The organism is Telmatospirillum sp. J64-1 (genome assembly GCF_006980715.1).
Lineage (GTDB): Bacteria > Pseudomonadota > Alphaproteobacteria > Rhodospirillales > Magnetospirillaceae > Oleiliquidispirillum > Oleiliquidispirillum nitrogeniifigens.
On sequence record NZ_SBHN01000013.1, the window covers coordinates 123,348 to 149,403 of the forward strand.

Genomic DNA, 26,056 nt, shown 5'->3' on the forward strand with positions numbered 1-26,056 from the left:
CCTTTCTTTTTGAAAGAGGCGGAGCGCTTATTCATGCTTCGAGAAGGGCCTTTCGGCCCTCCTCAGCATGAGGGCTATATTCTTGATATAAAATAATAAAATAGCCTCACCCTGAGGAGCCGCGGAGCGGCGTCTCGAAGGACGAGGCGGGCCAAGGTCCCAGCGGGTGCGGGCAGAGCCCGTCTTTTCTCAAGTCTTCCCCTTCAGTTGCTGCTTCAGCAACCGGTCCCGCCGCACCTGATATTCCCGCTGCTGGGCCGGTCCCTTGCCGTCGAAGGGGCCTTCGCAATAGACCAGCGCCCAGGGCCCCCGGCCACGGGTGAAGCGGGCGCCGGTGCCGTTGTTGTGCCGGTTCAGCCGTTCCTCCGGATCGGGGCTGATGCCGGTATAGGCCTCGCCCTTGCCGTTGAGCAGGACATAGAGATACCAGGGCCGCATCATCCCCCGTCCAGGCTGGCCGGCGAGATCGCCGCCTGTCCGTTATGCACCGGCGTGGCCGGCATGTCGGGGGCGCGCAGGCGGGCGGTGCGGTGGATCGAGGCGGCGGCGGCGCGCAGGGTGGACTCGTCCACGTCCCCGGCCAGCAGGAAGAGCAGCGGCCCGTCCTTCCAATAGGCGAGGCCCATGCCGTCGCGGCGTTCCAGGCGGGGCTTGGGCTGCTCGGCCGGGCGGGGCGTGGCGACGAAGAGGCGCAGCCGTTTTCCCTCGGTGCCCTGGGTGTCGCGATAGGTCAGCCGCACCACCGAGCGACCCTCGACCGACATCAGATCCCCCCGCTCCAGGGCGAATCCCTCCGCCGTCAGGTCGGGCTGGCGCAGATTGAGGGCGATACTGTTGGACAGCCAGTCCACCGGCGGCAGGGTGCCGACCAGGGTCGGGGCGGCAAGCTCGTCTTCCGTCTCCAGATGCGGCAGGAAGGCCTCGATGGCCATGCCGGGATCGTCGCTTTCGTTTCCCAGCATCCAGCCGGTGAATCCCGAAAGCAGAAGCAGGGCCAGCACGGCGGCGGCGGCGGCAAGGCGCGGCGGCGCGGCGCGGGGGCGTTCCTCCAGCACCGCCATCAGGCGGGCGGGAACGGGTTCGTCGGCGACGGCGGCAAAGCGCTGCCGGATGGCGGCATTCTGGGCGCGGTAATCGGCGACGCGGCGGGCGGCGTCCGGGTTCCGGGCCAGGAAGTCCTCCACCTCGCTCCGGCGGGCGGGGTCGAGCAGGCCGTCCACGTAATGCATCAGGTCCGTTTCGCCGACGGGGTGCGATGCCGTCATTTCACCCTCCTCAACCTTGTGGTGACGCCGATCCAGGAACGGCGCAGGCTTTCCCGCCCCCGCGACAGGCGCGAGCGCACGGTGCCGACCTCGATTCCCAGCACCAGCGCCGCCTCGTCATAACTCATGCCCTCCAGGGCGACCAGCAGCAGGACCTCGCGCTGGGAGGCGGGCAGGGCGGCCATGGCTTCGGCCACGTCGTGGCATTCGATCCGCTTTTCCTGGGCCGGGGCGGTGGCCCATTCGTATTCGTCCGCGTCCACTTCCCGGCGCCGGCTGCGCAGGGCGTCCACATGGCAGCGGTAGAGGATGCGGAACAGCCAATGGCGCACGCTGCCCTGGCGCCGCCATTGCTGGCGCTTGCGCAAGGCTTTCTCCAGGCAGTCCTGCACGATGTCGTCCGCCCGGTCGGCATCTCCCACCAGCGCGCGGGCGTAGCGCCGCAGATGGGGAATCTCGCGGGCCATCAGCAGTTTCAGGTCGTCCATGGGCTTTCCTCGCCGTCGCTTCTCCTCGAAAGACGGGGCGTCCGCTGCGAAAGTTCCATTTTTTTGGGAACTTTCGGCCTGCCCCACCCGTCGAATGGGGGAGTGCGCGCTCACCCCCCTGAATTTCTCCAGAGGAGACTCCATGTTCAATCGTCTTTGCACTGCTGTCGCCGCCTTTGCCGTTGTCGCCCTGGCCTGGACACCCCAGGTGATGGCGCAGCAGGACCCGGCGCCGCAGCAGCAGACGGCGCCGCAGGCCCAGCATGACTTCGATGACGCTAAGCTGGTGCAATTCGCCTCGGCCGCCGACGACATGGCGGGTGTCGCACAGGAATATGAAACGCGGCTGCAAAATGCCACATCCGAAGAAGAGGGTATGCGCCTGCGGGAGGAAGCGAATGCCGAGATGATGGGCATCTTGCAGGAGAACGGGTTGAGCGTCGAGGAGTATAACCAGATCCTGACCGCAGCTTTGAGCGATCCGGCCTTGCATGCCCGTATTATCGAACTGGCGGAATGAGGTTCCGGGACGGCGGGTGCATCCCTGCCGTCCCATACCCGCCCGGGAGAATATGGAGGACTGAATGAGAACATTGCCCCTTCTCGCCGGTGTCGGCGTGATCGGTGCCGGTCTCATCGGCTTGGCAGCCTTGACGCTTACCGGCAATGATGACGGCGATACCGCTATGCCGGCCTTTCCGGCCTTGGCCCAGCACCAGGACGCCGTCACCGCCATCGTGCTGGGGGACGAGGGGCAGACCCTGCGCCTGACGCGCGAGAATGGCTGGCGCCTGGCGGACAAGGCGGGCTATCCGGTCGAGAACGAAAAGGTCGAGGGGCTGCTTGCCGCCCTGGCCCAGAGCCGCCTGTCGGAGACGCCCCTGCAGGCATCCGGCAGCCAGACCAGCCAGCGCGTCCGGCTGGAGACGGAACAGGGCGAGGCCCTGGCCGATTTCCGCATCATCGGCTGGGGCGGCGTCGCCGGGCAGATCGAGCCGGTGACCGCCATCTCCCATGCCGATGGCGGCGTAAGCACCATCACCGGCCGCCTGATGGCCGGAAACCAGGCCGAGGATTGGGCGGAACCCCATGTGGTGGACATCTCGCGCTGGCGGATCGCCCAGGCCGTGACGGCGGGCGATCCGCCCGTGGAGGTCGTCCAGCGCCCGGATGGCAGCGGCTTCAACCTTCAGCCGGAAAGCTCGGCGGTCGAGGGCGAATGGATCACCCAGACCATCGCCGGGGCGTTGGAACGCATCTATTTCAGCGATGCGCTGCCCTTGGAAGCGGGCGCGGGAATGGAGGAACTGGGCGAGGCGCGCTACACCACTCTGGACGGCCTGCGCATCACGGCCCGCCTTCTGCGCGACAACGAAAAGCAGGTATGGGTCCATCTGGAGCCCCAGCCCTCCCCGCCGATCAACCAGGACAGGGAAAGCATGTCCCTGATGGCCCAGGCGCAGGTCAAGTCGCCAGAGGATGTGGAGCGCGAGATCGCCCAGGTGCGGGATCGCAGCGCCGGGCGGTTGCTGCGTGTCTCGGACGTGACGGCCATGGTGATGACCGTGACGCCGGGTTCGCTCGACCGCCTGAGCCAGCCCACCGAGCGTCAGACCAGCGAAGAGGGGCCATAGGGCGAAAGAGACCGTCCGCGCTCTTCCGCCCCAAGGCACCTGTTCGCATCAAGCGGCGGCGCGCTTCGCTTCGGCGGCGTCGGGCTGCGGCTTGCCGGGGAAAGGGGTGGGGGTGGCGGTGTCGAGCCAGTTGAGGTCGCCCCGGCCCAGGCCGTCGCGGGCGAGTTCGGCATTGGGCGTCAGGCCCAGCTTGACCACCACCAGCAATTCCGCCATGCGGCGCAGGCGCTGGCGGGCCAGCGGGGGCAGCATCGAGGCCTCCAGCCGGGTATCCAGGCGGCCCATGATCGGCTGGGCGTGGGTCTGCTTCGGATCGTGGGCCATGCGGTGCAGGCTGCCGGCGATGGCGATGGCATTGGCGCGGGCGATATGGATGGCTTCGCCCAGTTCCAGCCCATGCAGGGCATGATGGACGGAATGGGCGACGGTCCAGGGCTCACCGGTCCAGCCCAGTTCGCGCAGCATGTCCTTGGCCTTGGCCACGGCCTTGCCGGCGGTCGCCGCCTCCAGGGTCATGTCGGTGCCGCGCGGCAGGAAGCCGTCATCCTCGACATTGGCCAGCAGGTCGTCGCCGGTCATCATGAACCAGACGATACGGCCGGTCGGAGCGATCAGGAAGGCGGCGGTGCCGCCTTGCGTATCCAGGGACAGCAGATTCAAGTCAAAGATCTTGGCGCTCATTGCTTTACTCCTACGGTCAAAGGAAAGGCGACGACATTGCACGCCAGGGATTCGTTCTGGTTTGAAATGTGCGGCTTGGCCGGAAGGGGGACCGGAGGTACTTCCCGCTGGGCAGCCTCCAATGCCTCCTGGCTGGCGACGGCGATCACATGAGCGAGGAGGGGCTGGTCAAGGGCCAGCGCCTCTTCCCGCAATTGTTCGAGGCATTGATGCATGGCAAGCAGGGAAGATGATGCGGACATCGCGTTACGCGCTCCTGTTGATCCACTTCGACGTGACGCGGATCGTTCCTCCGATACTGTCTGCGACGTCGCCCATGCCGGCCCGTTTGGCTTCCTGCCACAGGAACAGCAGCGCCTCGCAGATATTCGACGCGGTAACGGCGGGGGATTCCTCTTCGCCCTGAGAAGGCCCGCTTTCCTCGCGGGAAGGATGCGGCGGGTCCACCTCGGCCCGCCGCAGGCTGTTGTTTCGCTTCATGCTGCCACCCGCTGGGGCAGCGGCTGGGGTTGGCCGATCAGGTCGAGGACCGGGCCTTCGACGCCCTTGCGGCGGCGCACTTCGGCCAGGGATGCGGCCGTCACGTTGATCTTCACCGCCTGGACGCGCCAGGTGTCGCCGACCGTCTTGGGGCTGCCGATCAGGTCCACGTCCAGTCCGGCGCCGATCATGGCGCGGCGGACGATGCCCGCGGGCATGATGCCGATATACCAGTCGATGCCGCGCGCCATGCCGAATTCCAGCACGCCGCACAGCAGTTCGCCGAAATAGCGGTCGCGCAGCTTGGGCTCGAGCCGGTCGTCCACGCCGATGCGGCTGCCCTCCCAGACATTCGGGCTCGACGGCAGTTCGTTCAGCTCCTCCACCAGGTCGGGCCACAATTCCTTGATCATGTAATTGGTGGTGGTGGGGATCAGCCGGTTGATGGCACGCACGATGCCCTGTTCGTCGCGGCGCACCACATAGGTGGCGGCGGGCGTGTCGAACTGGTCGTATTCCATGCCGTTATAGGCCGGCACCTGGTAATTCTGGCGTTCGATGAAGATGCGATGCCGCAGGCGGTGCTGGCCAGCCAGGGCGTCGCCGAAACAATGCGCGTTTTCCCACGAGAAGGCTTCGACGGTCATCTTTCTTCTCCTCTGAACTAGTGCTCAGAGGAAAGCGGTTTCCCGCTTTATAAACATCCTAGCGACTCTGAGAGGTTTTTGGACGCCAGGGCCGGAAACCGCCTGTTTCCGCCCGGAAAATCCGCTCCGGACGGCCTCCGGGCACCGAGTTTCTTGACGGAGGATAGCCCTAGGCCATATGTGAACGGATCCGAACTGCGCATAAGGACATATCTGCGCCATGGCTCTGTTGCCCATTCTCACTGCCCCGGATCCCCGGCTGAAGCAGGTGTCCAAGCCGGTGGAGAAGGTCGATGACGATCTGCGCCGCCTGATGGACGACATGCTGGAAACCATGTATGCCGCGCCAGGCATCGGACTGGCGGCGGTACAGGTGGGCGTGCACAAGCGGGTGCTGGTGCTCGATATCGGCGAAGAGGGCAACCGCCAGCCGGTGCGGATGGCCAATCCGGAGATCATCTGGGTGTCCGACGACGATGCCCCCTACGAGGAAGGCTGCCTGTCGGTGCCCGAGCATTACGCCGAGGTGGTGCGTCCGCGTGCCATCCGCGTGCGCTACATCGACCACGAGAACGAGATCCGCGAACTGGAGGCCGACGGCCTGCTGGCGGTGGTGATCCAGCACGAGATGGACCATCTGGACGGCATCCTGTTCCTCGACCACCTGTCGGCGCTGAAGCGCAACATGATCCTGCGCAAGCTGACCAAGGCCAAGCGCCATCAGGTCACCGTGGCTCGGTAGACTTCATGCGCCTGGTCTTCATGGGGACGCCGGATTTCTCGGTGTCCATCCTTGCCGCCCTGCTGGATGCCGGGCACGAGGTCGCCTGCGTCTATTCCCAGCCGCCGCGCCCGGCGGGACGGGGTCACAAGGAGCGCCCGACGCCCGTCCATGCCTTCGCCGAAGCGCGCGGCATCGAGGTGCGCACGCCCAAATCCCTGCGCTCGGAAGAGGAACAGCGGCTTTTCGCCGCGATCGGCGCCGATGCGGCGGTGGTGGCGGCCTACGGCCTGATCCTGCCCAAGCCGATCCTTGATGCGCCGCGCCTGGGCTGCCTCAACGTCCATGCCTCGCTGCTGCCGCGCTGGCGCGGCGCGGCGCCGATCCAGCGCGCCATCATGGCGGGCGATGAGGAGACCGGCTGCACCATCATGCAGATGGATGTCGGGCTCGATACCGGCGACATGCTGCTCAAGGAAAGCCTGCCGATCACCGACGAGACCACGGCCGCGGAACTGCACGACGCCCTGGCCGCCCAAGGCGCCCGGCTGATCGTGGAGGCCCTGGACCGGCTGGCCCGGAACGCCTTGCCGCCCGAGACGCAGCCGGAAGAGGGCGTGAGCTACGCCGCCAAGATCGACAAGGCCGAGGCCCGCATCGACTGGTCCCGGCCCGCGCGCCTGCTGGCGCGCCATATCAACGGCCTGTCACCTTTCCCCGGCGCCTGGTTCGAGTATCAGGGCGAGCGCTTCAAGGTGCTGCGCGCCATCCCCGAAGCGGGCGGCGGGACGCCCGGCACGGTACTGGACGACAAGCTGCTGGTGGCGGCGGGCGAGGGGGCCGTGCGGTTGCTGCAGATCCAGCGGGCCGGCGGCAAGCCCCTGGATGCCGAGACCTTCCTGCGCGGCTTTCCTCTTGCCGAAGGGACCTCCTTGGCCTCGTCATGCCCCGCTACAAACTGACGTTGGAATATGACGGCACCGACCTGGTGGGGTGGCAGCGCCAGGACAGCGGGCCGTCGGTTCAGCAGCATCTCGAAGAGGCGGTGTTCCGCTTCTGCGGCGAGGAAGTGCGCGCCCATGCCGCCGGGCGCACCGATGCCGGTGTCCATGCCCTGGGGCAGGTCGCCCATGTCGAGCTGTCGCGCGACTATCCGACCGACCGCATACGGGATGCCATCAACTTCTACCTGAAGCCTGCCCCGGTGGCGGTGCTGGAGGCCGAACGGGTGCCGGACGACTTCCACGCCCGCTTTTCGGCGGTGGGGCGGTCCTATCTCTACCGCATCGTCAACCGCCGGGCGCGCCTGGTGATCGGCGCGGGCTATGCCTGGTGGATCCCCAAGCCGCTGAATGCCGAGGCCATGCACGAAGCCGCGCAGCATCTGGTGGGGCATTACGATTTCAGCACCTTCCGCGCCGCCGAATGCCAGGGCAATACGCCCTTCAAGACGCTCGACCGGCTGGACGTGGAGCGGCAAGGGGATGAAATCCTGATCCGCGCCGCCGCCCGTTCCTTCCTGCATCATCAGGTGCGCAACATGGTCGGCACGCTGAAGCTGGTCGGCGAGGGCAAATGGACGGTGGCCGATTTCATCAAGGCCCGGGATGCCTGCGACCGCCGCGCCGGGGGACAGACCGCGCCCGCCTGCGGCCTGTATTTCACCGGAGTGGTCTACCCGCCCTTCCTGGAAGACGCCTGAAGGCTCAGCCGACTTCGCCCATCCGGGAGAAGAATTCGATCTGCCAGATCATTTCGTCCTCGGTCAGGGGATAGCTGGCGACGCCGCGGGGATGCAGGACGTCGCCCGCCGGAATATGTGCGAGGCGGGTCTGCAACTGGACCGCCAGGGTCATGCTGAGTCCGGCCTTCCAGCAGGCGGCGGTGATGCCCTTGGCGCTGTGGGTCGCCACCATGTTGGCGACCACCGCCAGCGGCAGGCCGGCGCGGACGGCCAGGGCGGCGATGACGAAATTCTTGTCCCCGGCGCCCACGGCGCGGACCACCGCCGCTTCGTCGAGCGTTCCCGCCGCGTGCATGCGCCGGGCCACCGCTTCGGGCGCGTTCACATGAAGCGAGGAATTGCCCTCTTCCTTGTCGTGGGTGGCGGCGAGACGTTCCTGTACCGCCTGGGCGACGGCGTCCAGGGTCGCGGCGTCGAAGTCCTCGCGCGTCTTCAGCACCTCGATCAGGTGGTCGGCGACGAATTGCGCCAGACGGGCGGCGGCATGGCGCGACAGGCGGGGGCGGCGCACCAGCGGGTCCTGCCATTGCTCGACCTCGCGGGACCGTTCGATCAGGTGGTCCAGCGTCTCTTCCCTGATCTGGGCCGAAGGATTGCCCAGAAGCGTCGCTACCGCTTCCCGGTCCTCGGTGGCGGCGATGGCGTCGCAGACGGCCGGGTGCACACCGCGGCGGCGCGAGATGGCGCGCAAGGCCCCCTGGATCGGGCTGCCGTTGATGATTTCCAGCAGGTCCTCGTCGGTCAGGACCGGCGAGTTCTCCAGCACCGGCCCGGCCACCGTGATCTCGGTGTCATGGGCCAGGCGGCGGATCGTCTCGGGCGGGACGTCGGCCACGTCCTTCAGGGCTTCGGCCAGGATTTCGCGGACCCTGACCAACTGGTCGCGGGCGAGCAGTTCCAGCGTCTCGTAAGCCATGCGGCGCAGACGGTCGCGCTCGTCGCTGCTCAGATGCGGGGCGAGATGGGCGATCTTCTCCGCCAGCCTGCTTCGCACGCCGCCATCGGCATCCCGCGCCAGCAGCAGATCGGCCTGATGCGGTGTCGCGTTGTTGGCGGCGATGGCGCGGCGGACTTCCGCATCCTCGTCCTCGGCCAGGAAATACAGGATTTCCGGCCGCAAATCCTGGCGCGCGGCCAGACGGCAGCGCACCTTCGGGTCGGGATGGCGGGCGAGTTCGCGCATCTGCTCGTAGGTCAGCTTGTCCTCGTCGGCCTGCTGCCCGTTCCCGGCGCCGCCCAGGCCGAACAGCCGCCGCAGCATTCGCAGCATGAGGTCAGCCCTCCGCCGCCGCCACGGCGAGACGGCAAGCGCCTTTGCCCGCGCGTTTGCCGGCATACATGGCCTCGTCGGCGCGGGCGATCAGCTGTTCCAGCGTCTCGTTCCGGCTGGGATCGTAGACGGCGATCCCCAGGGACAGCAGCAGCGGATGTTCGGCATCTCCCGAGAAGCAGGACAGACCTTCCGCCGCTTCCAGAAGGGCGTTGCCGCGCATCACCGCCGTCTTCTCGTCGGCGCCTTCCAGCCAGATGGCGAATTCGTCGCCGCCCAGGCGGGCCACCAGATCGATCGGCCGGGTGCTGCTGACCAGCAGGTCGCGGACTGCCAGCAAGGCCTCGTCGCCGCGCTGATGGCCGTGGATGTCGTTGACCAGCTTGAAGTTGTCGAGGTCGACATAGATCAGCGCGGCGGATCTGTTGTCGCGGGACAGGCGCGAGAAGCGGCGCCCCAGTTCCTCGAAGAAGGCGCGGCGGTTGAACAGGCCGGTCAGCGAATCCGTGCGCGACAATTGCAGGATGCGTTCGTGATTGGCGATCTGTTCGTTGGCGATGCCGATCTGGTTGGCGACCTCGTCGATCAGCAGGCGCTCGTCATCGGTCCAGTCCAGGCGGTCGCTGTCGCGCCACAGCACCACCGCCCCGTTGACGTTGCGGCGGTAGCGGCTGACCGCCGCCAGCACCAGGCAACCCAGCAGGCGCCCCTCGTAATGGTCGCGGGCGCGCAGATGGGGCAGGATGGCCGAGGCATCAGCGGTTTCGCCCCAGCAGGCCGCCAGTTTCAGGTCGCCTTTCTCTCCGCTGCGATAGATGGCGCAGCCATTGGCGCCCAGGGCGCGGGCCGTGGCCTGGGCGGCGGCTGCGAGCATGTCGGCGGGGTCCACCACGTCGCGGATGGTGCGCACGATATGGGTGATCAGGCGTTCGCGGTTGTTGGCCCGCGCCAGGGCGGCGTCGCGGGCGCGTTCCAACGTCACGTCGCGGCAGACCCCCCGCGCCCCGCGCCATTCCCCGGCCGCGCTGGTCAGCGGCGCGGCGGCGGCGATCAGGCAGGCCTGACGGCCGTCGATGTCGCGCATCCAGATTTCCGCTTCTTCCACCGAAACGGTGGTCAGGAAGGGAGAGGGGCCGGGGGTGCCGGGCAGGTCAATGACGAAGTCCGACGGGGAGCGTCCGATCATCTCCTCCGGGCGATAGCCCAGGGCACCGCGCGAGGAGACGAAGACGAAGCGGCCGTCCGGCCCGATTTCCCAGGCGAAATCGCTGGAGACCTCGACCAAGTCCTTGTAGCGTTGGCGGGATTCCACCAGGGCGGTGCAGAGGTTGCGTTCGAGGGTGGAATCCCGCGCCAGGACCAGCAGCCCTTCCATGTCGGGCGTTCCATCCTCCGGCGCCCGCGCCGCGACCGGCAGCAGGGTCAGCTCGTAATGGCGCAGGCCCTCGGGACCGGCGGCCGAGACGGGCTCCGTCCCGGAGCGGCGGGCGGCCAGGGCATAGGAAATGGCGACGGAAAGATCAGGATTGCCCCCGGCCTCGTACAGCCGGGCCAGTTCCTCGGCGGCGGCATTGGCCCATTGCACCCGGCCGGGGGAGGTCACCAGGAAGGCGGGGGCGGTCAGGGCCGCCAATCCCTGCAGACTGACGCCTAGATCGACTTCCTTCTGCGGCATGTCTCCGACCAGACCGTCCATAAGTCTTATCCTCTTTCACCCAAGGGCTATCATGGCCCTCCGGCGCTTTTCCCGCAACTGCGGCAACACGTTCGGACTCTTGCCTTGCGGCAGGGGAGGCCGTACCTATTGATCTATGACCATAGCCATTGAAAAGACGGGCGGGGCCATGCGCCGCCTGGACGAGTTGGATGTGTGGGTTTTCGACCTGGACAACACGCTCTATCCGTCCAGTTGCAGCCTCTTTCCGCAGATCGACCTGCGCATGCGCCAGTTCATTGCCGAACGGCTCGGCCTGTCCCTGGAAGAGGCCTTCGTTCTGCAGAAGCGCTATTACCGGGAATTCGGGACGACCTTGCGCGGGCTGATGCTCAATCACGGGCTGGAGCCCGACGCGTTCCTGGCCTTCGTCCACGATATCGATTGCTCGGTGCTGGAGCCCTGCCAGCGCCTGGACGGGATGCTGGAGCAACTGGGCGGGCGCAAGATCGTCTTCACCAACGGGTCCGAACGCCATGCCCTCAACGTGATGGAACGCTTGGGCATCGAGCGTCATTTCGAAGCCATCTTCGACATCGCGGCGGCCGAGTTCATCCCCAAGCCCCAGCCCGAGACCTACCGCAAGATGGTCCAGCGCCACGGCTTCGACCCGCGCGCCTCGGCGATGTTCGAGGATCTTCATCGCAACCTGTTGCCCGCCCATGCCATCGGCATGACCACGGTGTGGATCAAGGGCGAGGACCATCCGGATTTTCCCGTCGTGCCCGAAGACGACATCAGCCATGTCCACCATGTCACCGACGATCTGGCGGGCTGGCTGGAACAGGTGGTGCACGCACAGGCCGGAAAAGTGTGACGTTTGTTGACAGCCGCCGTGCGGCAGGTATGTTTCCGGCGGACCCTGGACCGCTTTCAAAGTAAAAAGGAAGGACCCGCCGGATGAGCCTGTCCTCGCTCAAGACCACCATCGAAACCGCCTGGGAACAGCGCGACGGCATCAACACCCAGACCACCGGCGAAGTGCGCGACGCCGTCGAGGCCGCGCTGGACGCCCTGGACAAGGGCGAGGCCCGCGTCGCCGAGAAGGTGGACGGCGCCTGGCAGGTGAATCAGTGGCTGAAGAAGGCCGTGCTGCTGTCCTTCCGCCTCAACGACATGACCACCATCGCGGGCGGCCCCGGCGGCGCCAATTGGTGGGACAAGGTGCCCAGCAAGTTCGAGGGCTGGAACGAAGAGCGTTTCCGTCAGGCCGGTTTCCGTGCCGTGCCCGGCGCCATCGTCCGCCGCTCGGCCTATATCGCCCCTGGCGTGGTGCTGATGCCCAGCTTCGTCAACCTGGGTGCCCGCGTCGATAGCGGCACCATGGTCGATACCTGGGCTACCGTCGGCTCCTGCGCCCAGATCGGCAAGAACGTCCATATCTCGGGCGGCGCCGGTATCGGCGGCGTGCTGGAGCCCCTGCAGGCCGGTCCGGTGATCATCGAGGATGATTGCTTCATCGGCGCCCGCGCCGAAGTGGCCGAGGGCGTGATCGTCGAACAGGGCGCGGTGCTGTCCATGGGCGTCTATATCGGCGCCTCGACCAAGATCATCGACCGGGCCACCGGCGAGGTCTTCGTCGGTCGCGTTCCCGCCTATTCGGTGGTCGTTCCGGGCACCCTGCCGGGCAAGAACCTGCCCGACGGCACCCCCGGCCCGGGCCTCTATTGCGCCGTGATCGTCAAGCGCGTGGACGAGAAGACCCGTTCCAAGGTCTCGATCAACGAATTGCTGCGCGACTGACCATGACGCTGACCCTGACCGATCCGCTGGACCTGGCACGGGCGCTGATCCGCTGCCCCAGCGTGACGCCCGAGGACGGCGGCGCGCTCGACGTCCTCGAAGCGTCTCTGACGCGGCTGGGCTTTACCTGTCATCGCCTGGACTTCTCGCAGGAGGGGACGCCGGACGTGCGCAACCTCTATGCGCGTCTGGGCGAGGACGGGCCGAATTTCTGCTTCGCCGGCCATACCGACGTGGTGCCGGTGGGGCAGGGCTGGACCACCGACCCCTTCGCGGGCGAGGTGATCGACGGCCATCTCTACGGACGGGGCGCCGCCGATATGAAGGGGGCCATCGCCGCCTTCGTCGCCGCACTGGCCCGTCATCTGGAAACCGGACGCCCCATCGGCTCGGTCAGCCTGCTGATCACCGGCGACGAGGAAGGCCCGGCCATCAACGGCACCAAGAAGATGCTGCAATGGCTGGAGGAGCGGGGCGAGCGCATCGATCTCTGCGTGGTGGGCGAGCCGACCAATCCCCGCCGCCTCGGCGAGATGATGAAGATCGGCCGGCGCGGCAGCCTGAACGGCCGCCTGACCGTCTATGGCAGCCAGGGCCATGTCGCCTATCCGCATCTGGCCGACAATCCCATTCCGCGCCTGATCGCCATGCTGACGGCCCTGACGGCCGAACCGCTGGACCAGGGCACGGCGCATTTCCAGCCCTCGACCCTGACGCTGACCACGGTGGATGTGGGCAATCCCGCCACCAATGTCATTCCGGCGCAGGCCCATGCGGGCTTCAACATCCGCTTCAACGACCTGCATAGCGGCGCCAGCCTGGAAGACTGGCTGCGCCAGAAGCTGGAAACGGTGGGCGGCGATTACGAGCTGAAGGTCTCCGTCTCCGGCGAGGCCTTCCTGACCCCGCCGGGTCCCTTGAGCGACGCCGTCGCACGCGCCGTCCAGGCGGTGCTGGGCGTCTCGCCCGAGCCCTCGACCTCGGGCGGCACCTCGGATGCCCGCTTCATCAAGGATTACTGCCCCGTCGTCGAATTCGGCCTGGTGGGCCAGACCATGCACAAGGCGGACGAGCGGGTGGCCGTGGCGGACCTGGAAGCGCTGGCGGAAATCTACCGTCTGGTGCTGGCCGACGTGCTGCCTACGCTATGACGTCGCGGGAGATCATCGCCTATCTCTATGCCGCTTGGCGCATCGTCAAGCTCGACCGCGAGGCCATTGGGCGATTCGATCCCACCCCGGAAGGCGCCTGGAAGTCCTTCACCGCCGCCTTCCTGGTTGCTCCCGTCTACCTGCTGCTGGTGCTGTCGGACATCTTCACGGCCGAGCAGCCGCTGCGCCTCTTCCTGCTGCAGGTGATCGCCTATGTGATCAGCTGGGTCGCCTTCCCGCTGCTGATGGTATCGCTGACCCGGCTGCTGGGGCGCGAGGCGGAATTTTGCCGCTGGCTGTCGACCTATAACTGGTTCCAGATTCCCCAGATCATGATCATGCTGCCGGTGGCCCTGCTCGCCCTGGCCGCCGGTCCGATCGCGCCGCTCTTCCTGCTCAGCCTGATGGTGATGACGGCGGTGCTGATGTACCACTGGTTCATCGCCCATCATGCCCTGAAGCTGGACGGGCTGGCGGCGGCGGCAGTGGTGACGATCAATTTCCTGCTCGACCTGCTGATCCGCGGCACCATGCTGGGCCTCGCCAGCGCCTGAGGGCCGCTCGCACGCTTCTCTCTTCGCTGTCCCATCCCTCCCGCGCAAGCGGGAGTCCATGCCGATGCCGGAGACCCTGCGGACCCATGGATGCCCGCTTTCGCGGGCATGACGGATTATATTGAAGAAGGGCTGAGGTGCCGGGCGGGATGCCAGAGCGGGGCCCGGCGCCTTCCCTGTCCAGTTGATCTTCTTCGTCACTCCCGCGCAAGCGGGAGTCCATGCCGATGCCGGAGTACTCTGCAGGCCCATGGATGCCCGCTTTCGCGGGCATGACGGATCATATTGGGGAAAGGGCTGAGGCCCTGGAAAGGATGCAGGGCCTCAGCCCTGCATCCTTTTTCTATTCCGCCGCGACCTGGGCGGTGCGGTGCTTCGGCAGCAGCAGCCAATATCCCCCGCGGCTGCGCATCCGTCCGGCATCGTCCAGGGCGGCTTCGCCGGTGCCCCAGAAGAAGTCGCCGCGCACGGGGCCCTTGATGGCGCTGCCGGTATCCTGGGCGATCATCAGGCGCTGCAGGCGCGGGCCGTTGCGGGGATGTTCGGTGTCCAGCCACAAAGGGGTGCCCAGCGGCACGAAATCCGGGTCCACGGCCATGCTGCGCATGGCGGTGAGCGCCACGCCCTGCGAGCCGATGGGGCCGTCGCCGTCGATCCTGCGGAAGAAGATGTAACGCGGATTCTCGTTCATCAGCTCCGTCGCCTTGTCCGGATTGGCGCGCAGCCATGCACGGATGTGCTGCATGCTCGATTGCCCCGGCGGCAGGAGATTGCGGTCCAGCATCACCCGGCCGATGCCGACGAAGCCATGGCCGTTATTGCCGGCATAGCCCAGGCGCAGGGTCTTGCCGTCGGGCAGCACGACGCGGCCCGAGCCCTGGATATGCAGGATGAAGCTATCGACCGGATCGTCCACCCACAGGATCGGCTGGGCCTTGCCCTTGATGGCGCCGGCCTCGATCTGGGCGCGGTCGGGATAGGGCTGGAAGCGTCCCGAGTCGACCCGCCCGACCAGGCGCCGTCCGGCCAAGGCGGGGTCGAAAGCGCCCAGATCGGCCTGGACCAGATCTTCCGGCAGGCCCCAGATGGGCCAGCGATGGCGGGAATCGGGGGCCAGCGCGCCGCGCAGCTCTGCTTCGTAATAGCCGGTGAATAACCCTTCCGGGTTGCCGTTATTGGCGGCGCGGTAAGGCTGGAACCAGGTTTCAAAATAGCTGCGCACGGCGGCGTGGTCGTTGGGCGGCAGACGCTGGGCGGCGGCGCAGGGGCCATGCCAGTCGGCGATCACGCCGCCCAGGCCGTTGCGGCCCACGGGACGGGTTTCGGGCTGTGTCAGCAGCCGGGCGCAGGATTTCAGCAGGGCCGGCAGGACCTCCGCGGCGCTGTCGGCGCGCCAGCCCGGCAGGTCGTCGTAGCTGGCGGCCGTCAGGGTCAGCCGCCGCTCGGGCGCGGCGGGCGTTTCGGCGGGGGACTTGTCGGCGGCTTGGTCGACCACGGGGGCGCAAGCCCCCAGGGCGAGGAGGCCCAGCAGGGCCCCGGTCAGGACGGAACGCAAATCAGTCGAGCTCCGTCAGACTTCTTCGTCAACCGCGGTGGTTTCGACCAGGAACCAGGCCGGATCGGGCGAGGTGGTGTCGCGGGCGAAGGTCCAGACGTCGTCGACCTTGCTCACCTGATTGGGATCGCCCTCGACGACATGGCCTTCGGCATCGCGGATCACGCTGACCTGCTCGCTGGTATAGTGGACGGTCACGAAGGCGTTATTGCCCTCCATGCGCGCCCCTTCGATGGCCGTCTTGCGGATGCCCACCAGTTCGAATTCCATGGTTTCACCGGCCCGCTCGCGGGCATCGATGCCGTTCATGAAATTGCCGTAGACCTCGTCGCTGAGCAGCGGCCGCAACGTCTGGGCATCGCCCCGTGCATAGGCGGTGACGATCATCTCGAAGGCCTGGCGGGCGCCCATGAGGAAGTCATCGGGCGAGAAGGCGGGATCGGCCAGCTTGATCTGGGTCAGCCCAGCCTCCACCGGCGTGCCGCGATAGGCCTCGGGGATCATGTCTCCCTTGCGGTTCGGCAGGTCGACCACGTTATCCCCGCGCTTATCGACGCGGCGGGAATAGGGGTTTTCCTGTGGCGGCCGCTCGTTGCCGGTCCGCCGACCAAGAACGCTCCTCAGCCGCAATACCAGGAAGGCAGCGACCATTGCGAAAAAAATAATGTCAATGAACTGAAAGCTTCCGTTCATGGTCCCTACATCCAGGGGTGCCGACAATGGACCGGGCGAGCGTCCTCAGATAGTCTCCGCCACAAAAAGGCTCGGATCAAGGTAAACCGAACCCGGAAAGATGTTCAGTACATAAGCTGTAGGGTGTAGAAGAGCAAGCATGCCTTGGATAATTCTGGCGGTTATCATCGCCGTCCCCGTGTTGGAAATCGCCTTTTTCATCCGTATTGCGGAGGAAATCGGCATACTAACTGCCGTAGTGGCTGTGATCGGTGCCGGTTTGGCGGGGCTGGTGGTGCTACGCTACCAAGGCTTTGCGACCATAGGGCGGCTGCGCGCCTCGCTGGAGCGGGGGGAAACGCCGGTGGCGCCCATGTTCGACGGGTTGTGCCTGGTGATCGCGGGGGCTTTCCTGCTGCTTCCCGGATTTCTGACCGACATCGTGGGCCTCCTCCTCCTCCTGCCCCCCGTGAGAGGGGTTCTCAGGGGCTGGGCGGGGCGCCACCTCAGCGTCGTGGCAACGATGACAGGCGCCCGCCCGCATCCGTCCGGACGGCAGCCGCCGGGGGGACCCGTGGTGATCGATGCCGATTATACCGAAGTGCGGCCGCAAGACTCCGAGCGGCGGGACGCGCAAGACCGCCTGCCGCCGGGAAAAGACGGTGACGAACGGGACAAGTAGCTGCGTGCGGTTGTGCCTCGTTTCAAACCATGCTAGCCGTGTGGACGCTTTATCCTGGAGAAGGTCATGACCGAACAGAATCCCAACCAGAACGCTCAGGGCCAGGCCGAGGGTCCGACCCTTTCCGTCAATGGCCAATATATCAAGGACCTGTCTTTCGAGGTGCCCCATGCGCCGGGCATCTTCGGCGAGCTGGCCCGTAACCAGCCCGAAATCCCGATCAATATCGACATCCGCGCCAACACGCTGCAGGACAACGTCTACGAGGTCACCCTGCACCTGAAGGTGGACGCCAAGCTGGCGGAGAAGTCGGCCTTCATCGTGGAACTGGCCTTCGCCGGCATCTTCACCGTCAATGTGCCGCAGGAACACCTGCAGCCCATGCTGCTGATCGAATGCCCGCGCCTGCTGTTCCCCTTCGCGCGCAACATCATCGCCGATGTGACCCGCGACGGCGGCTTCCCGCCGCTGATGCTCCAGCCCATCGACTTCGTGGCGCTGTACCGTCAGCGCATCGGCCAGATGCAGCAGGGCAACGGTAACGGCCAGACCGCCCAGGCCTGAGGCCTTTCGGCGCGTCCGTCATGAAAAAAGCCCCGCCGCTTTCCAGCGGCGGGGCTTTTTGATGTTCTGGGCCCGGAGATCAGGCCTGGTCGCGGCGGATCAGGGTGCCGACGCCGTGGGGCGTGAAGATCTCCAGCAGCACGGCATGGGGCACCCGGCCATCCAGGATGACGGCGGCGTCCACGCCCTTGTCTACGGCCTCCAGGCAGTTCTCCACCTTGGGGATCATGCCGCCGGTGATGGTGCCGTCGGCGATCAGCTGGCGGGCCTGGGTGGCGGTCATTTCCGGGATCAGGTTCTTCTGCTTGTCCAGCACGCCGGGCACGTCGGTCAGGAACAGCAGGCGCCGAGCATTGGTCGCCCCGGCGATGGCCCCGGCGGCGGTGTCGGCGTTGATGTTGTAGGTCTCGCCGGCCATGCCCATGCCGATCGGCGCGATGACCGGGATCACGTCGCCCGCCTGCAGCGAGTCCAGGATATGGGGATTGACCTCGGCCGGTTCGCCGACGAAGCCCAGGTCGAGGACCTGCTCGATATTGCTGTCCGGGTCCTTCTTGGTGCGGCGCACCTTGCGGGCGCGGATCAGGTGGCCGTCCTTGCCCGACAGGCCGATGGCGAAGCCGCCGGCCTCGTTGATGGCGGCGACGATCTGCTTGTTGATCGAGCCTGCCAGGACCATCTCGACGATCTCGACCGTGGCCTGGTCGGTGACGCGCAGGCCGTCGACGAAGGAGGACTGTATCTTCAGCCGCTCCAGCATCTGGGCGATCTGCGGCCCGCCGCCATGCACCACCACCGGATTGATGCCCACCTGCTTCAGCAGCACGATGTCGCGGGCGAACAGGCGCGCCAGATTCTCGTCGCCCATGGCATGGCCGCCATACTTGACCACGATGGTGTCATCGGCGAACTGACGCATGAAGGGCAGGGCCTCGGAGAGGGTCTGGGCCTTGCGCAGCCAGACTTCGCGCTCTTCTTCAGTGCCGAGGACCTTGTCGGTGGGCGGGGTCATGGAAGGAACTCCTTCAAGCGGATGGAGCGACGGGAAGTGCGAGTTCGGTCAGGGCGGCCCGCAATTCGGCAATGCCCTGCCCGGATTCGGAAGAAGTGACGAAGATTTCCGGATAGGCCGCGACGCGCCGCGAGATTTCGGCGGTCACGGTCTCGCGCATCTGTTCCAGCGGGCCGGGCTTGACCTTGTCGGCCTTGGTCAGCACCACCTGATAGACCACGGCGGCGGCGTCCAGCATGGACATGATCTCGCGGTCCACGTCCTTCAATCCGTGGCGGGCATCGACCATGACACAGGCCCGGCGCAGCACGGCGCGGCCGCGCAGATAGCCGTTCACCAGGGCGGTCCAGCGGCGGATATGGTCCTTGGGCGCCTGGGCATAGCCATAGCCGGGCAGGTCCACCAGGGCCAGCCGTCCGCCGAGATTGAAGAAGTTGAGCTGCTGGGTGCGCCCCGGCGTGTGCGAGGTGCGCGCCAGGGTGTTGCGCCCGGTCAGGGCGTTGATCAGGCTCGACTTGCCGACATTGGAGCGTCCGGCGAAGGCGATTTCCGGCAGGTCGGCGGGCGGCAGCGAATCGAGCTTGCTGGCGCCGAAATAGAAGCGGCAGTCCTGGGCGAAGAGAAGGCGGCCGGCTTCAAGCCGGGCCGCCGCCTCTTGTTCGGGACTCCGTTCGGGAGGGGTGGGGTCGGGCGCCGTCATGGCGTCAGATCTTCACCCCGGCCCGGCGCATGATGATCCACTGCTGCAGGATCGACAGCGAGTTGCTCCATGCCCAGTAGATCACCAGACCGGCGGGGAAGGTCGCCAGCAGGAAGGTGAAGACGATGGGCAGGATCTGGAACATCTTGACCTGGATCGGGTCGGTGGGCTGCGGGTTCAGGCGCTGCTGCAGCCACATGGTGAAGCCCATGATCAGCGGCCAGATACCGATCATCAGGAAGCTTGGCGGATCCCACGGGATCAGGCCGAACAGGTTGAAGATGCTGGTCGGATCGGGGGCCGAGAGGTCCTGGATCCAGCCGAAGAAAGGCGCATGGCGCATTTCGATGGTGACGAACAGCACCTTGTAGAGGGCGAAGAAGATCGGGATCTGGACCAGGACCGGCAAGCAGCCCGAGACCGGATTGACCTTTTCCCGCTTATACAGCGCCATCATCTCCTGGTTCAGGCGCATCTTGTCGTCCTTGAAGCGTTCCTGCAGCTTCTTCAGCTCGGGCTGCAGGGCCTTCATCTTGGTCATGGCCTTGTAGGACTTGTTCGCCAGCGGGAACAGGATGGCCTTGATCAGGACGGTGATGATCAGGATGGCGATGCCGAAATTGCCGACCGCGTCATAGATGATCTTGAGCAGCTGGAAGAACGGCTTGGTCATGAAATAGAACCAGCCGAAATCGATCGCCAGGTCGAAGCGGTCGATGCCGTATTGCTCGGAATAGCCGTCCAGCAGGTCCAGTTCCTTGGCGCCGGCGAACAGACGGCCGGTATTGGTGATCGTCTCGCCCGGGGCGACCTGCTGGCCCGCGCCCAGATAGTCGAACTGGAAGCGTTCCTCGGCACCGGCGGGGCGGCGATGGGAGAAGGTGGCGCGGACCTCTTCGTCCTGGTTCGGCGCCAGGGCGACCAGCCAGTACTTGTCGGTGATGCCGATCCAGCCGCCGGTCGAGGTGTGCTCGATGCGGCCCTGTTCGGCCAGGTCGCTGTAGCTGGGTTCGCGCAGCGTGCCGTTGAACACGCCGATCGGGCCTTCATGCAGGATGAAGAAGCCCTCGGTCGCCGGGCGCGACACGCGCGAGGCCAAGCCGTAGGGATAGAGCGTGACCGGGGCCTCGCCCTGGTTCTCGACCGTCTGGGTGATCGTGAACATGTAGTTCTCGTCCACCTCGAAGCGGCGGACGAAGATCAGGCCCTGGCCGTTGTCCCAGGTCAGCACCACCGGGCTGTCCGGGCGCAGCATGTTGCCCTCGGCGCTCCAGACGGTGTCGGGGCCGGGCACGGGGATGCTGGGATCGGCGGGCGTCCAGCCGAATTCGGCGAAATAGGGCGTGGCGCTGCCGACCGGATTGAGCAGCCGGATTTCCGGGCTGTTGGGGTCGGGCGTCTCGCGGTAGTCGATCAGCGTCAGGTCGTCCAGACGGCCGCCATGCAGGTTGATCGAGCCGTGCAGGCGCGGCGTGTCGATGCGTACGCGCTCGGCCTGGGCCAGGGCGGCCTGACGGTCCACCACGGTCGGCGCCTGGGGCTGGGCGGGGGCCAGCGGAACGGGAGAGCCGGGCGCAGGCGCGACGGCATCGGGCGCGGCCTCGCTCGTCTCCGGCTGCGGCGGTGGCTGATCCGGTGCGAACAGCAGCTGGAACCCCAGCATGATCGCAATGGAGAGGACGATGGCGAGGATCAGGTTGCGCTGTTCAGTCATGTCATCCTATCCGGGGATGCCGGAGGCGGTTGTCGTTCAGGAATGCCGGCCGCAGCAGCCTTGGCCGTGATGGTGGTGCTGCGTATCCCGCTTGGGAGGCACCGGGTCGAAACCCGATCCGCCCCAGGGATGGCAACGGGCGATACGGCGGAAGGCAAGCCAGCCGCCCCGCAAGGCGCCGTGGGTCGCGATGGCTTCCAGCGCATATTGCGAGCAGCTGGGCGCGTAGCGGCAACTCGGCGGCAGAAGCGGCGAGAGAAAAAGCTGGTAGGCGCGAATGGCTGCGCGCATCAGCACGCCGGCGGGACTCATCGCCTGTCACCCTCCCTTGTCGCCCCCTCGTCGGGCGTTGGTTTGCCATCGGACACGGCATGTCTGCCGGAGGAAGAGGCATCCCCCTCGGCATCGCGCCATGCGCCCAGACGTTTTAACGCCGTTTGCAAATCCTGCAACAACAGTTCGAAGGGACGTCGCAAGGTTTCTTGCCGGCCGATCAGGACATAATCCTGTCCGGGCTTGGCATTGCGCGGCATCAGAAGGTCGGCGGCCGCTTTCAGGCGACGGCGCGCACGATTTCGCTCTACTGCATTGCCGACCTTGCGGCTGCACGTAAAGCCAAGCCGCACACCGACATCAGCGCCAGGAGGTGGCGCCGTGTCGGCAGGTGCGGTCTGAAGGATCAATCCTGGGGCGGCCCATTTTCGGCGTTTAGCGGCAACTCGGAGGAAATCCTTGCGCCGCTTCAGCCGATCAACCGCCAAGGACATCCTTAGGCGGAAAGACGCTTACGGCCCTGGGCACGGCGGTTCGCGATGACGCGGCGACCACCAACGGTGGCCATGCGGGCGCGGAAACCGTGACGGCGGGCACGGACAAGCTTGCTGGGTTGATAGGTACGCTTCACTGTCCCAACTCCGATCAGGCATCTGGACGAAAAATAAGCCCCGCTGTATACGGGCTTGCGGCCTGGGAGTCAACGCGAGTCGCGCATCTTCTCCCCTATCGCCTCTCGCCCCGGCCAGACGGGCTGTGATACAAGGCGCCATCGCGCTTTGTCGAGAGGGATACCCTGGCGTTGCCGCAGGTGCCTCCTTATTCCTTATAGCCCAATCTTCGCAAGGGCGGACAAACGACGGTTCGCAGGAGCCACGAAACAAGATGATGGATGGTAATGTGACGGCATCCCGGCGCGAAAGGGAGTTGCCGACGGAAGGACCCATTGCCCGCCTGGGGGCCTGGGTCGAAGGCAAGGCGTTCCAGCGTTTCATCGTGACGCTGATCATCCTCAATGCCATTTCCCTGGGCCTTGAGACCTCGGCCACGGTGATGGAGGCGGTGGGGCCGGTGCTGCGCGCCTTCGACTCTATCGTGCTGGGTATTTTCTGCTTCGAGATCGGTGCCAAGCTGGCCTGGCGGCGTCTGGGCTTCTTCCGCAACGGCTGGAACGTCTTCGACATCGTGATCGTCGGCATCGCCCTGCTGCCGGCCACCGGGCCGCTGGCGGTGCTGCGCGCCCTGCGCGTGCTGCGCCTGTTGCGCCTGCTGTCGGTGGTGCCGCAGATGCGCCGGGTGATCGGTGCCCTGCTGCATGCTATTCCGGGCATGACCACGGTGCTGGCGATCATCCTGCTGCTCTTCTATGTCGGGGCGGTGCTGTCCACCAAGCTGTTCGGCGCCTCCTTCGAGGACTGGTTCGGCACGATCGGGCGGTCCATGTACACCCTCTTCCAGGTGATGACGCTGGAATCCTGGTCCATGGGCATCGTGCGGCCGGTGATGGAGCAATATCCCTATGCCTGGATGTTCTTCCTGCCCTTCATCATGGTGACCACCTTCGCCGTCCTGAACCTGTTCGTCGGGATCGTGGTCGATGCCATGCGCGAGGTGCATGCCGAGGAGGAGAGCGAGGTCCTGGACAAGGAGCCGGACCTGGCGAGCGAGGTCCGCGCCCTGCGGGCGGAACTGGCCGAACTGAAGGCCATGCTCCAGGACCGCCGCTAAGGCCTCATGTTCCCGGCCGGGCCTGCGTCTCCGCGCGCCCGGCCGCGGCCTGACGGGATGGGCTTCCTTCCATCTCGTCCCGCATGAGGCGGTGCACGCCACCTCTTCGTGCTGCGTCTCGCCCTCTTTTTCTCTTTCCGGTTGGACAATTTCGCCGTCCCGCCCTGCTGGGACGGCGGTGGCGCGCCTATATTCTCGCCACAGTGTTGGGGATCATTCCTGGGAGCGTGATCCGTGCCGGGCTGCCGGTGGCCAACCCCCACAAAGAAAAGGAAAGGGAGAAGCTCATGGCTGAAAATCTGACCCCCGAACTTTGCGTCATCGGCGCCGGTGCCGCCGGATTGTCGGTCGCCTCCGGAGCGGCCCGCCTGGGTGCATCGGTGGTGCTGGTGGAGAAGGGGGCGATGGGCGGTGACCGCCTCAATACCGGCTGTGTGCCCTCCAAGGCCCTGCTGGCCTGCGCCAGGGCGGTCCATGACGTGCGCAACGCCGGACGCTTCGGCGTCTCGACCGGCGAGGTCTCGGTGGATTTCGCCCAGGTGAAGGCGCATCTGCACGGGGTCATGCGGACGCTGGCGGAAAAGGATTCGGCCGGCCGTTTCGAGGAGCTGGGCGTGCAGGTGACCCAGGGAACCGCCCGCTTCACCGCCCCGGGGCAAATCCGCGTGGGAGAGACCACCATCCGCGCCCGCCGCTTCGTCATCGCCACCGGCGGCAAGCCGAAGATTCCGGCGATCGAGGGCCTGGACCAGACGCCTTTCCTGACCAACGAGACGATCTTCGCCCTGGACCGGCTGCCCCGTCATCTGCTGGTCCTGGGCGGCGGTGCGACGGGCGTGGAGCTGGCCCAGGCCTTCCGCCGCCTGGGATCGGCCGTCACGCTGATCGAGGCCGGGCTGCGCATCCTGCCCGAGGCCGATGCCGACCTTGCGGCCATGCTGCGCGATCGCCTGCGCGACGAGGGCGTGGATGTGGTCGAGAACATGCTGGTCACGGCGGCCCGCCCGGCGGGCGAGGGCGCGGCGCTGATCCTGCAGGGCCAGGGCGGCAGGATGGTCGAGGCCGAGGGCTCGCATCTGCTGCTCGCCACCGGGCGGATGCCCGACCTGGAGGAATTGCGGCCCGACGACGGCGGCATCCATTTCCAGGATGACGGCATCCTGGTGGACGAGGGGCTGCGGACCAACGACCCGAACGTCTTCGCCGTGGGCGATGCCGTGGCCGGGGCGCCGCGCTTCGCCCATGTGGCGAACTGGCATGCCGCGCAGGTGCTGCGGCGCATGTTCTTCCGCCTGCCGGTCAGGCTGGATTACACGGAAGTTCCCGCCGTGGTCTATGGCGACCCCGAACTGGCCTGGGTCGGGTTGGACGAGGAAACCGCCCTGCGCCGCTACGAGGATGTGCGGATCGAACGCTATGGCTTCGCCGAGACCGACCGCGCCTGGTGCGACGGCCGCACCGAGGGGCAGGTCAAGATCGTCGCCACGCGGCGCGGCAAGGTACTGGGCGCGGCGATCCTGGGCCAGCGGGCGGGGGAACTGATCCAGCCCTGGGTAGCGGCGGTGCGCGGCAGCCTCGGCCTGAAGGACATGGCCGAAATGGTGGTACCCTATCCCACGCTGGCGGAGGCCTCGAAACAGGCCGCCGGGAAATTCTTTGAACCTATGGTTTTCTCGGACAAGGCCAAGGGTGTGGCACGGTTGCTGGGAAAGCTGCCCTGAGGCCCGGAAAAGCGGCTTTCCCGAAAGGGAAGGCCGCGTCAGGACGATTCCGTTTTGAGATGACGCGGCAGATAGGCTAAAAAGCGCCGAGACATTCCCACATCATCTTTAGGGAGACGGCGGTGAAGTATATCGACAGCTGGGTCATGGGGATTATCGCGGTCATCGCCGGCATGGCCGGCCTGCTGCTGGCGTCGCGCGCCGTGGACGGCATGATGTCCTTCGTCGGCATGTCCCTGGCGATCGGCGCCTTCCTGTTCGTGATGACGCTGATCGCGCAGAACCCGACCTCGGAAGACCTCGACGCCGATGGCGGCCACGCCTGAGGACATGACCGATGCGCTGGGACCCGGCAGTCTATGAGAGCTATGCCGGGCCCAGGCTGAGGCCCGTCCTCGACCTGATCGGGCGCATCCCGCTGGAGGCGCCCGCCAGGATCTGGGACCTGGGATGCGGAACCGGCAGCGGCACGCATCTTCTCGCCCGGCGCTGGCCGGAGGCCCGCGTCACCGGGCTGGATTCCTCGCCCGACATGCTTGCCCGCGCCGCCGCTCAGGCGGAAGGCGGCAGGATCGACTGGCAGCGCGGGGATATCGCCTCCTGGCATCCCGACCAGCCGCCCGACCTGATCTTTTCCAATGCCGCGCTGCAATGGCTGGACGGCCATGAACGGCTTTTCCCCCGCCTGTTCGGTACCTTGGCGCCCGGCGGTGTCCTGGCGGTGCAGATGCCCCGCAATCACGCCGCGCCTTCCCATCAAGCGATTCTCGATGCCGTCCGCTCAGGCCCCTGGCGGCAGCGCCTGACGCCGCTGCTGCGTGTCCAGCCCGTGGCCGAACCGGCGCGCTACCATGACTGGCTGAGCCCTTTGGCAGCCGGTCTGGACCTGTGGGAAACGGAATATCTGCACGTGCTGAGCGGCGAGGATCCGGTTCTGAACTGGATGTCCTCCACCGCCCTGGCCCCTTTCCTCCAGGCTCTGGACGGGGCGGAACGCGACGCCTTCCGCGCCGATTGCGCCGCCCGCCTGCGCGAGGCTTATCCGCCCGGAAGCGACGGCAAGACCCTGTTCCCGTTCCGCCGGCTGTTCCTGCTGGCGCGCAAGGCGCAGGCGTAAGCGGGCTCTGTCCGAACCCGTCAAGCGGCCCCCCATCCTTCGAGACGACCGCTTCGCGGTCTCCTCAGGATGAGGCTACTTTTTCTTTTTATTTTAAAGAAATAGACCTCATGCTGGAGACCTTTGCACGGAAGGCATGATTGTGATTCGATAGCGGCCTGTTCGATCAGCAGGAGAGGCCGTCATGGCACGCAAGCGGATTGGTCAGTTAGGCTGGGCCGATGCG

Annotated in this window: 32 protein-coding genes; 15 read left to right on the forward strand and 17 right to left on the reverse strand. The window is 66.4% G+C overall.

Going from position 1 to position 26,056, the window contains the following annotated elements; all coding sequences use genetic code 11:
* Window positions 1–189: 189 nt before the first annotated feature.
* From EPD66_RS13730 to EPD66_RS13740, 3 genes are read right to left on the reverse strand one after another with little or no spacing between them, the layout of a single operon-like run.
* Complete coding sequence (locus EPD66_RS13730) at window positions 190–441, reverse strand: GIY-YIG nuclease family protein (protein WP_255448490.1); 252 nt, start codon at window positions 439–441, stop codon at window positions 190–192.
* Window positions 438–1,265 (reverse strand): anti-sigma factor, encoded by an 828-nt coding sequence (locus EPD66_RS13735; protein WP_142849082.1) that lies wholly within the window; start codon window positions 1,263–1,265, stop codon window positions 438–440. Before EPD66_RS13735 ends, EPD66_RS13730 begins: the two co-directional genes overlap by 4 nt.
* Window positions 1,262–1,753 (reverse strand): RNA polymerase sigma factor, encoded by a 492-nt coding sequence (locus EPD66_RS13740; protein ID WP_142849083.1) that lies wholly within the window; start codon window positions 1,751–1,753, stop codon window positions 1,262–1,264. The genes EPD66_RS13735 and EPD66_RS13740 overlap by 4 nt, the downstream gene beginning before the upstream one ends.
* 142 nt (window positions 1,754–1,895) lie before the next feature.
* Between EPD66_RS13740 and EPD66_RS13745 the strand changes: the two genes are divergently transcribed.
* A complete protein-coding gene (locus EPD66_RS13745) occupies window positions 1,896–2,273 on the forward strand; it encodes a DUF4168 domain-containing protein (RefSeq protein WP_185961413.1) in 378 nt (125 codons plus the stop codon).
* A 64-nt stretch (window positions 2,274–2,337) separates the two neighbouring features.
* Complete coding sequence (locus EPD66_RS13750) at window positions 2,338–3,387, forward strand: hypothetical protein (protein ID WP_142849085.1); 1,050 nt, start codon at window positions 2,338–2,340, stop codon at window positions 3,385–3,387.
* A gap of 48 nt (window positions 3,388–3,435) precedes the next feature.
* Here the strand turns inward: EPD66_RS13750 and EPD66_RS13755 are convergent, their stop codons facing one another.
* The 4 genes from EPD66_RS13755 to EPD66_RS13770 are packed head-to-tail and all read right to left on the reverse strand — an operon-like array spanning window position 3,436 to window position 5,195.
* Window positions 3,436–4,068 carry a hypothetical protein gene (locus EPD66_RS13755; RefSeq protein WP_142849086.1) on the reverse strand — a complete coding sequence of 211 codons (633 nt, stop codon included), beginning with the start codon at window positions 4,066–4,068 and terminating at the stop codon, window positions 3,436–3,438.
* Complete coding sequence (locus EPD66_RS13760; protein ID WP_142849087.1) at window positions 4,065–4,310, reverse strand: hypothetical protein; 246 nt, start codon at window positions 4,308–4,310, stop codon at window positions 4,065–4,067. Before EPD66_RS13760 ends, EPD66_RS13755 begins: the two co-directional genes overlap by 4 nt.
* 4 nt (window positions 4,311–4,314) lie before the next feature.
* Window positions 4,315–4,548, reverse strand: coding sequence for a hypothetical protein (locus EPD66_RS13765; RefSeq protein ID WP_142849088.1), 234 nt, complete (start codon window positions 4,546–4,548; stop codon window positions 4,315–4,317).
* Window positions 4,545–5,195 (reverse strand): acyl-homoserine-lactone synthase, encoded by a 651-nt coding sequence (locus tag EPD66_RS13770; RefSeq protein WP_142849089.1) that lies wholly within the window; start codon window positions 5,193–5,195, stop codon window positions 4,545–4,547. The genes EPD66_RS13765 and EPD66_RS13770 overlap by 4 nt, the downstream gene beginning before the upstream one ends.
* A gap of 220 nt (window positions 5,196–5,415) precedes the next feature.
* Here EPD66_RS13770 and def point away from each other — a divergent pair, with 220 nt between their 5' ends.
* Genes def through truA form a run of 3 tightly spaced genes read left to right on the forward strand, consistent with a single transcriptional unit; the run spans window position 5,416 to window position 7,618 of the window.
* On the forward strand, window positions 5,416–5,937 hold the full coding sequence (gene def / locus EPD66_RS13775) for a peptide deformylase (RefSeq protein ID WP_142849090.1): 522 nt from the start codon (window positions 5,416–5,418) through the stop codon (window positions 5,935–5,937).
* A gap of 5 nt (window positions 5,938–5,942) precedes the next feature.
* The gene (gene fmt, locus EPD66_RS13780; protein WP_142849091.1) at window positions 5,943–6,878 is read left to right on the forward strand and encodes a methionyl-tRNA formyltransferase; all 936 of its coding nucleotides are present in this window, start codon (window positions 5,943–5,945) and stop codon (window positions 6,876–6,878) included.
* Complete coding sequence (gene truA, locus EPD66_RS13785; protein ID WP_142849092.1) at window positions 6,860–7,618, forward strand: tRNA pseudouridine(38-40) synthase TruA; 759 nt, start codon at window positions 6,860–6,862, stop codon at window positions 7,616–7,618. The genes fmt and truA overlap by 19 nt, the downstream gene beginning before the upstream one ends.
* A 4-nt stretch (window positions 7,619–7,622) precedes the next feature.
* Here truA and EPD66_RS13790 read toward each other — a convergent pair whose 3' ends face one another.
* Both EPD66_RS13790 and EPD66_RS13795 read right to left on the reverse strand, forming a co-directional pair.
* Window positions 7,623–8,930, reverse strand: coding sequence for a DUF2336 domain-containing protein (locus EPD66_RS13790; RefSeq protein WP_142849093.1), 1,308 nt, complete (start codon window positions 8,928–8,930; stop codon window positions 7,623–7,625).
* A gap of 4 nt (window positions 8,931–8,934) precedes the next feature.
* Window positions 8,935–10,626 (reverse strand): sensor domain-containing diguanylate cyclase, encoded by a 1,692-nt coding sequence (locus EPD66_RS13795; protein ID WP_255448491.1) that lies wholly within the window; start codon window positions 10,624–10,626, stop codon window positions 8,935–8,937.
* A gap of 115 nt (window positions 10,627–10,741) precedes the next feature.
* Here EPD66_RS13795 and EPD66_RS13800 point away from each other — a divergent pair, with 115 nt between their 5' ends.
* The 4 genes from EPD66_RS13800 (at window position 10,742) to EPD66_RS13815 (ending at window position 14,092) form a co-directional block, all read left to right on the forward strand.
* Complete coding sequence (locus tag EPD66_RS13800) at window positions 10,742–11,461, forward strand: pyrimidine 5'-nucleotidase (RefSeq protein ID WP_142849094.1); 720 nt, start codon at window positions 10,742–10,744, stop codon at window positions 11,459–11,461.
* A gap of 83 nt (window positions 11,462–11,544) precedes the next feature.
* Entirely contained in the window at window positions 11,545–12,387 is an 843-nt protein-coding gene (dapD, locus tag EPD66_RS13805) for a 2,3,4,5-tetrahydropyridine-2,6-dicarboxylate N-succinyltransferase (protein ID WP_142849095.1), read from the forward strand.
* A 2-nt stretch (window positions 12,388–12,389) separates the two neighbouring features.
* Entirely contained in the window at window positions 12,390–13,538 is a 1,149-nt protein-coding gene (gene dapE / locus EPD66_RS13810; RefSeq protein ID WP_142849096.1) for a succinyl-diaminopimelate desuccinylase, read from the forward strand.
* Window positions 13,535–14,092: a hypothetical protein gene (locus tag EPD66_RS13815; RefSeq protein WP_142849097.1), complete on the forward strand. Its 558-nt coding sequence runs from the start codon at window positions 13,535–13,537 to the stop codon at window positions 14,090–14,092. The genes dapE and EPD66_RS13815 overlap by 4 nt, the downstream gene beginning before the upstream one ends.
* A 343-nt stretch (window positions 14,093–14,435) precedes the next feature.
* On the opposite strand, the gene EPD66_RS13820 is transcribed toward EPD66_RS13815, so the two are convergent.
* Together EPD66_RS13820 and EPD66_RS13825 are read right to left on the reverse strand one after the other, a co-directional pair.
* Window positions 14,436–15,647, reverse strand: a complete 1,212-nt coding sequence (locus tag EPD66_RS13820; protein WP_142849098.1) for a murein transglycosylase A — start codon at window positions 15,645–15,647, stop codon at window positions 14,436–14,438.
* A 15-nt stretch (window positions 15,648–15,662) separates the two neighbouring features.
* Window positions 15,663–16,340, reverse strand: coding sequence for a Tim44/TimA family putative adaptor protein (locus EPD66_RS13825; protein ID WP_142849099.1), 678 nt, complete (start codon window positions 16,338–16,340; stop codon window positions 15,663–15,665).
* Window positions 16,341–16,479: 139 nt separating this feature from the next.
* Between EPD66_RS13825 and EPD66_RS13830 the strand changes: the two genes are divergently transcribed.
* Together EPD66_RS13830 and secB are read left to right on the forward strand one after the other, a co-directional pair.
* Window positions 16,480–17,001: an FxsA family protein gene (locus EPD66_RS13830; RefSeq protein ID WP_142849100.1), complete on the forward strand. Its 522-nt coding sequence runs from the start codon at window positions 16,480–16,482 to the stop codon at window positions 16,999–17,001.
* Window positions 17,002–17,067: 66 nt separating this feature from the next.
* Window positions 17,068–17,565 (forward strand): protein-export chaperone SecB, encoded by a 498-nt coding sequence (gene secB / locus EPD66_RS13835; protein ID WP_142849101.1) that lies wholly within the window; start codon window positions 17,068–17,070, stop codon window positions 17,563–17,565.
* 79 nt (window positions 17,566–17,644) lie between these two features.
* Here the strand turns inward: secB and argB are convergent, their stop codons facing one another.
* From argB to rpmH, 6 genes are read right to left on the reverse strand one after another with little or no spacing between them, the layout of a single operon-like run.
* Complete coding sequence (argB, locus tag EPD66_RS13840) at window positions 17,645–18,577, reverse strand: acetylglutamate kinase (protein WP_142849102.1); 933 nt, start codon at window positions 18,575–18,577, stop codon at window positions 17,645–17,647.
* Window positions 18,578–18,590: 13 nt separating this feature from the next.
* On the reverse strand, window positions 18,591–19,277 hold the full coding sequence (gene yihA, locus EPD66_RS13845; protein WP_142849103.1) for a ribosome biogenesis GTP-binding protein YihA/YsxC: 687 nt from the start codon (window positions 19,275–19,277) through the stop codon (window positions 18,591–18,593).
* Between the two features lie 4 nt (window positions 19,278–19,281).
* Window positions 19,282–20,991, reverse strand: coding sequence for a membrane protein insertase YidC (gene yidC / locus EPD66_RS13850; protein ID WP_142849104.1), 1,710 nt, complete (start codon window positions 20,989–20,991; stop codon window positions 19,282–19,284).
* 36 nt (window positions 20,992–21,027) lie between these two features.
* The gene (gene yidD, locus EPD66_RS13855; RefSeq protein WP_142849105.1) at window positions 21,028–21,303 is read right to left on the reverse strand and encodes a membrane protein insertion efficiency factor YidD; all 276 of its coding nucleotides are present in this window, start codon (window positions 21,301–21,303) and stop codon (window positions 21,028–21,030) included.
* A complete protein-coding gene (gene rnpA / locus EPD66_RS13860) occupies window positions 21,300–21,758 on the reverse strand; it encodes a ribonuclease P protein component (protein WP_142849106.1) in 459 nt (152 codons plus the stop codon). The genes yidD and rnpA overlap by 4 nt, the downstream gene beginning before the upstream one ends.
* A 2-nt stretch (window positions 21,759–21,760) precedes the next feature.
* The gene (rpmH, locus tag EPD66_RS13865; protein WP_142849107.1) at window positions 21,761–21,895 is read right to left on the reverse strand and encodes a 50S ribosomal protein L34; all 135 of its coding nucleotides are present in this window, start codon (window positions 21,893–21,895) and stop codon (window positions 21,761–21,763) included.
* A 254-nt stretch (window positions 21,896–22,149) separates the two neighbouring features.
* On the opposite strand from rpmH, the gene EPD66_RS13870 reads away from it, so the two are divergent.
* The 4 genes from EPD66_RS13870 (at window position 22,150) to EPD66_RS13885 (ending at window position 25,830) form a co-directional block, all read left to right on the forward strand.
* Complete coding sequence (locus tag EPD66_RS13870; RefSeq protein ID WP_255448494.1) at window positions 22,150–22,992, forward strand: ion transporter; 843 nt, start codon at window positions 22,150–22,152, stop codon at window positions 22,990–22,992.
* Between the two features lie 287 nt (window positions 22,993–23,279).
* Window positions 23,280–24,713, forward strand: coding sequence for an NAD(P)/FAD-dependent oxidoreductase (locus EPD66_RS13875; RefSeq protein ID WP_142849108.1), 1,434 nt, complete (start codon window positions 23,280–23,282; stop codon window positions 24,711–24,713).
* Window positions 24,714–24,835: 122 nt separating this feature from the next.
* A complete protein-coding gene (locus EPD66_RS13880; protein WP_142849109.1) occupies window positions 24,836–25,039 on the forward strand; it encodes a hypothetical protein in 204 nt (67 codons plus the stop codon).
* Window positions 25,040–25,050: 11 nt separating this feature from the next.
* On the forward strand, window positions 25,051–25,830 hold the full coding sequence (locus EPD66_RS13885; protein ID WP_142849110.1) for a methyltransferase domain-containing protein: 780 nt from the start codon (window positions 25,051–25,053) through the stop codon (window positions 25,828–25,830).
* The last annotated feature ends 226 nt before the right edge of the window (window positions 25,831–26,056 follow it).

Bases quoted from the DNA above. Each gene is read 5' to 3' on its own strand.
- EPD66_RS13730 (WP_255448490.1), bottom strand. From the start codon at position 441: ATGATGCGGCCCTGGTATCTCTATGTCCTGCTCAACGGCAAGGGCGAG.
- EPD66_RS13735 (WP_142849082.1), bottom strand. From the start codon at position 1,265: ATGACGGCATCGCACCCCGTCGGCGAAACGGACCTGATGCATTACGTG.
- EPD66_RS13740 (WP_142849083.1), bottom strand. From the start codon at position 1,753: ATGGACGACCTGAAACTGCTGATGGCCCGCGAGATTCCCCATCTGCGG.
- EPD66_RS13745 (WP_185961413.1), top strand. From the start codon at position 1,896: ATGTTCAATCGTCTTTGCACTGCTGTCGCCGCCTTTGCCGTTGTCGCC.
- EPD66_RS13750 (WP_142849085.1), top strand. From the start codon at position 2,338: ATGAGAACATTGCCCCTTCTCGCCGGTGTCGGCGTGATCGGTGCCGGT.
- EPD66_RS13755 (WP_142849086.1), bottom strand. From the start codon at position 4,068: ATGAGCGCCAAGATCTTTGACTTGAATCTGCTGTCCCTGGATACGCAA.
- EPD66_RS13760 (WP_142849087.1), bottom strand. From the start codon at position 4,310: ATGTCCGCATCATCTTCCCTGCTTGCCATGCATCAATGCCTCGAACAA.
- EPD66_RS13765 (WP_142849088.1), bottom strand. From the start codon at position 4,548: ATGAAGCGAAACAACAGCCTGCGGCGGGCCGAGGTGGACCCGCCGCAT.
- EPD66_RS13770 (WP_142849089.1), bottom strand. From the start codon at position 5,195: ATGACCGTCGAAGCCTTCTCGTGGGAAAACGCGCATTGTTTCGGCGAC.
- def (WP_142849090.1), top strand. From the start codon at position 5,416: ATGGCTCTGTTGCCCATTCTCACTGCCCCGGATCCCCGGCTGAAGCAG.
- fmt (WP_142849091.1), top strand. From the start codon at position 5,943: ATGCGCCTGGTCTTCATGGGGACGCCGGATTTCTCGGTGTCCATCCTT.
- truA (WP_142849092.1), top strand. From the start codon at position 6,860: ATGCCCCGCTACAAACTGACGTTGGAATATGACGGCACCGACCTGGTG.
- EPD66_RS13790 (WP_142849093.1), bottom strand. From the start codon at position 8,930: ATGCTGCGAATGCTGCGGCGGCTGTTCGGCCTGGGCGGCGCCGGGAAC.
- EPD66_RS13795 (WP_255448491.1), bottom strand. From the start codon at position 10,626: ATGGACGGTCTGGTCGGAGACATGCCGCAGAAGGAAGTCGATCTAGGC.
- EPD66_RS13800 (WP_142849094.1), top strand. From the start codon at position 10,742: ATGACCATAGCCATTGAAAAGACGGGCGGGGCCATGCGCCGCCTGGAC.
- dapD (WP_142849095.1), top strand. From the start codon at position 11,545: ATGAGCCTGTCCTCGCTCAAGACCACCATCGAAACCGCCTGGGAACAG.
- dapE (WP_142849096.1), top strand. From the start codon at position 12,390: ATGACGCTGACCCTGACCGATCCGCTGGACCTGGCACGGGCGCTGATC.
- EPD66_RS13815 (WP_142849097.1), top strand. From the start codon at position 13,535: ATGACGTCGCGGGAGATCATCGCCTATCTCTATGCCGCTTGGCGCATC.
- EPD66_RS13825 (WP_142849099.1), bottom strand. From the start codon at position 16,340: ATGAACGGAAGCTTTCAGTTCATTGACATTATTTTTTTCGCAATGGTC.
- EPD66_RS13830 (WP_142849100.1), top strand. From the start codon at position 16,480: ATGCCTTGGATAATTCTGGCGGTTATCATCGCCGTCCCCGTGTTGGAA.
- secB (WP_142849101.1), top strand. From the start codon at position 17,068: ATGACCGAACAGAATCCCAACCAGAACGCTCAGGGCCAGGCCGAGGGT.
- argB (WP_142849102.1), bottom strand. From the start codon at position 18,577: ATGACCCCGCCCACCGACAAGGTCCTCGGCACTGAAGAAGAGCGCGAA.
- yihA (WP_142849103.1), bottom strand. From the start codon at position 19,277: ATGACGGCGCCCGACCCCACCCCTCCCGAACGGAGTCCCGAACAAGAG.
- yidC (WP_142849104.1), bottom strand. From the start codon at position 20,991: ATGACTGAACAGCGCAACCTGATCCTCGCCATCGTCCTCTCCATTGCG.
- yidD (WP_142849105.1), bottom strand. From the start codon at position 21,303: ATGAGTCCCGCCGGCGTGCTGATGCGCGCAGCCATTCGCGCCTACCAG.
- rnpA (WP_142849106.1), bottom strand. From the start codon at position 21,758: ATGTCCTTGGCGGTTGATCGGCTGAAGCGGCGCAAGGATTTCCTCCGA.
- EPD66_RS13870 (WP_255448494.1), top strand. From the start codon at position 22,150: ATGATGGATGGTAATGTGACGGCATCCCGGCGCGAAAGGGAGTTGCCG.
- EPD66_RS13875 (WP_142849108.1), top strand. From the start codon at position 23,280: ATGGCTGAAAATCTGACCCCCGAACTTTGCGTCATCGGCGCCGGTGCC.
- EPD66_RS13885 (WP_142849110.1), top strand. From the start codon at position 25,051: ATGCGCTGGGACCCGGCAGTCTATGAGAGCTATGCCGGGCCCAGGCTG.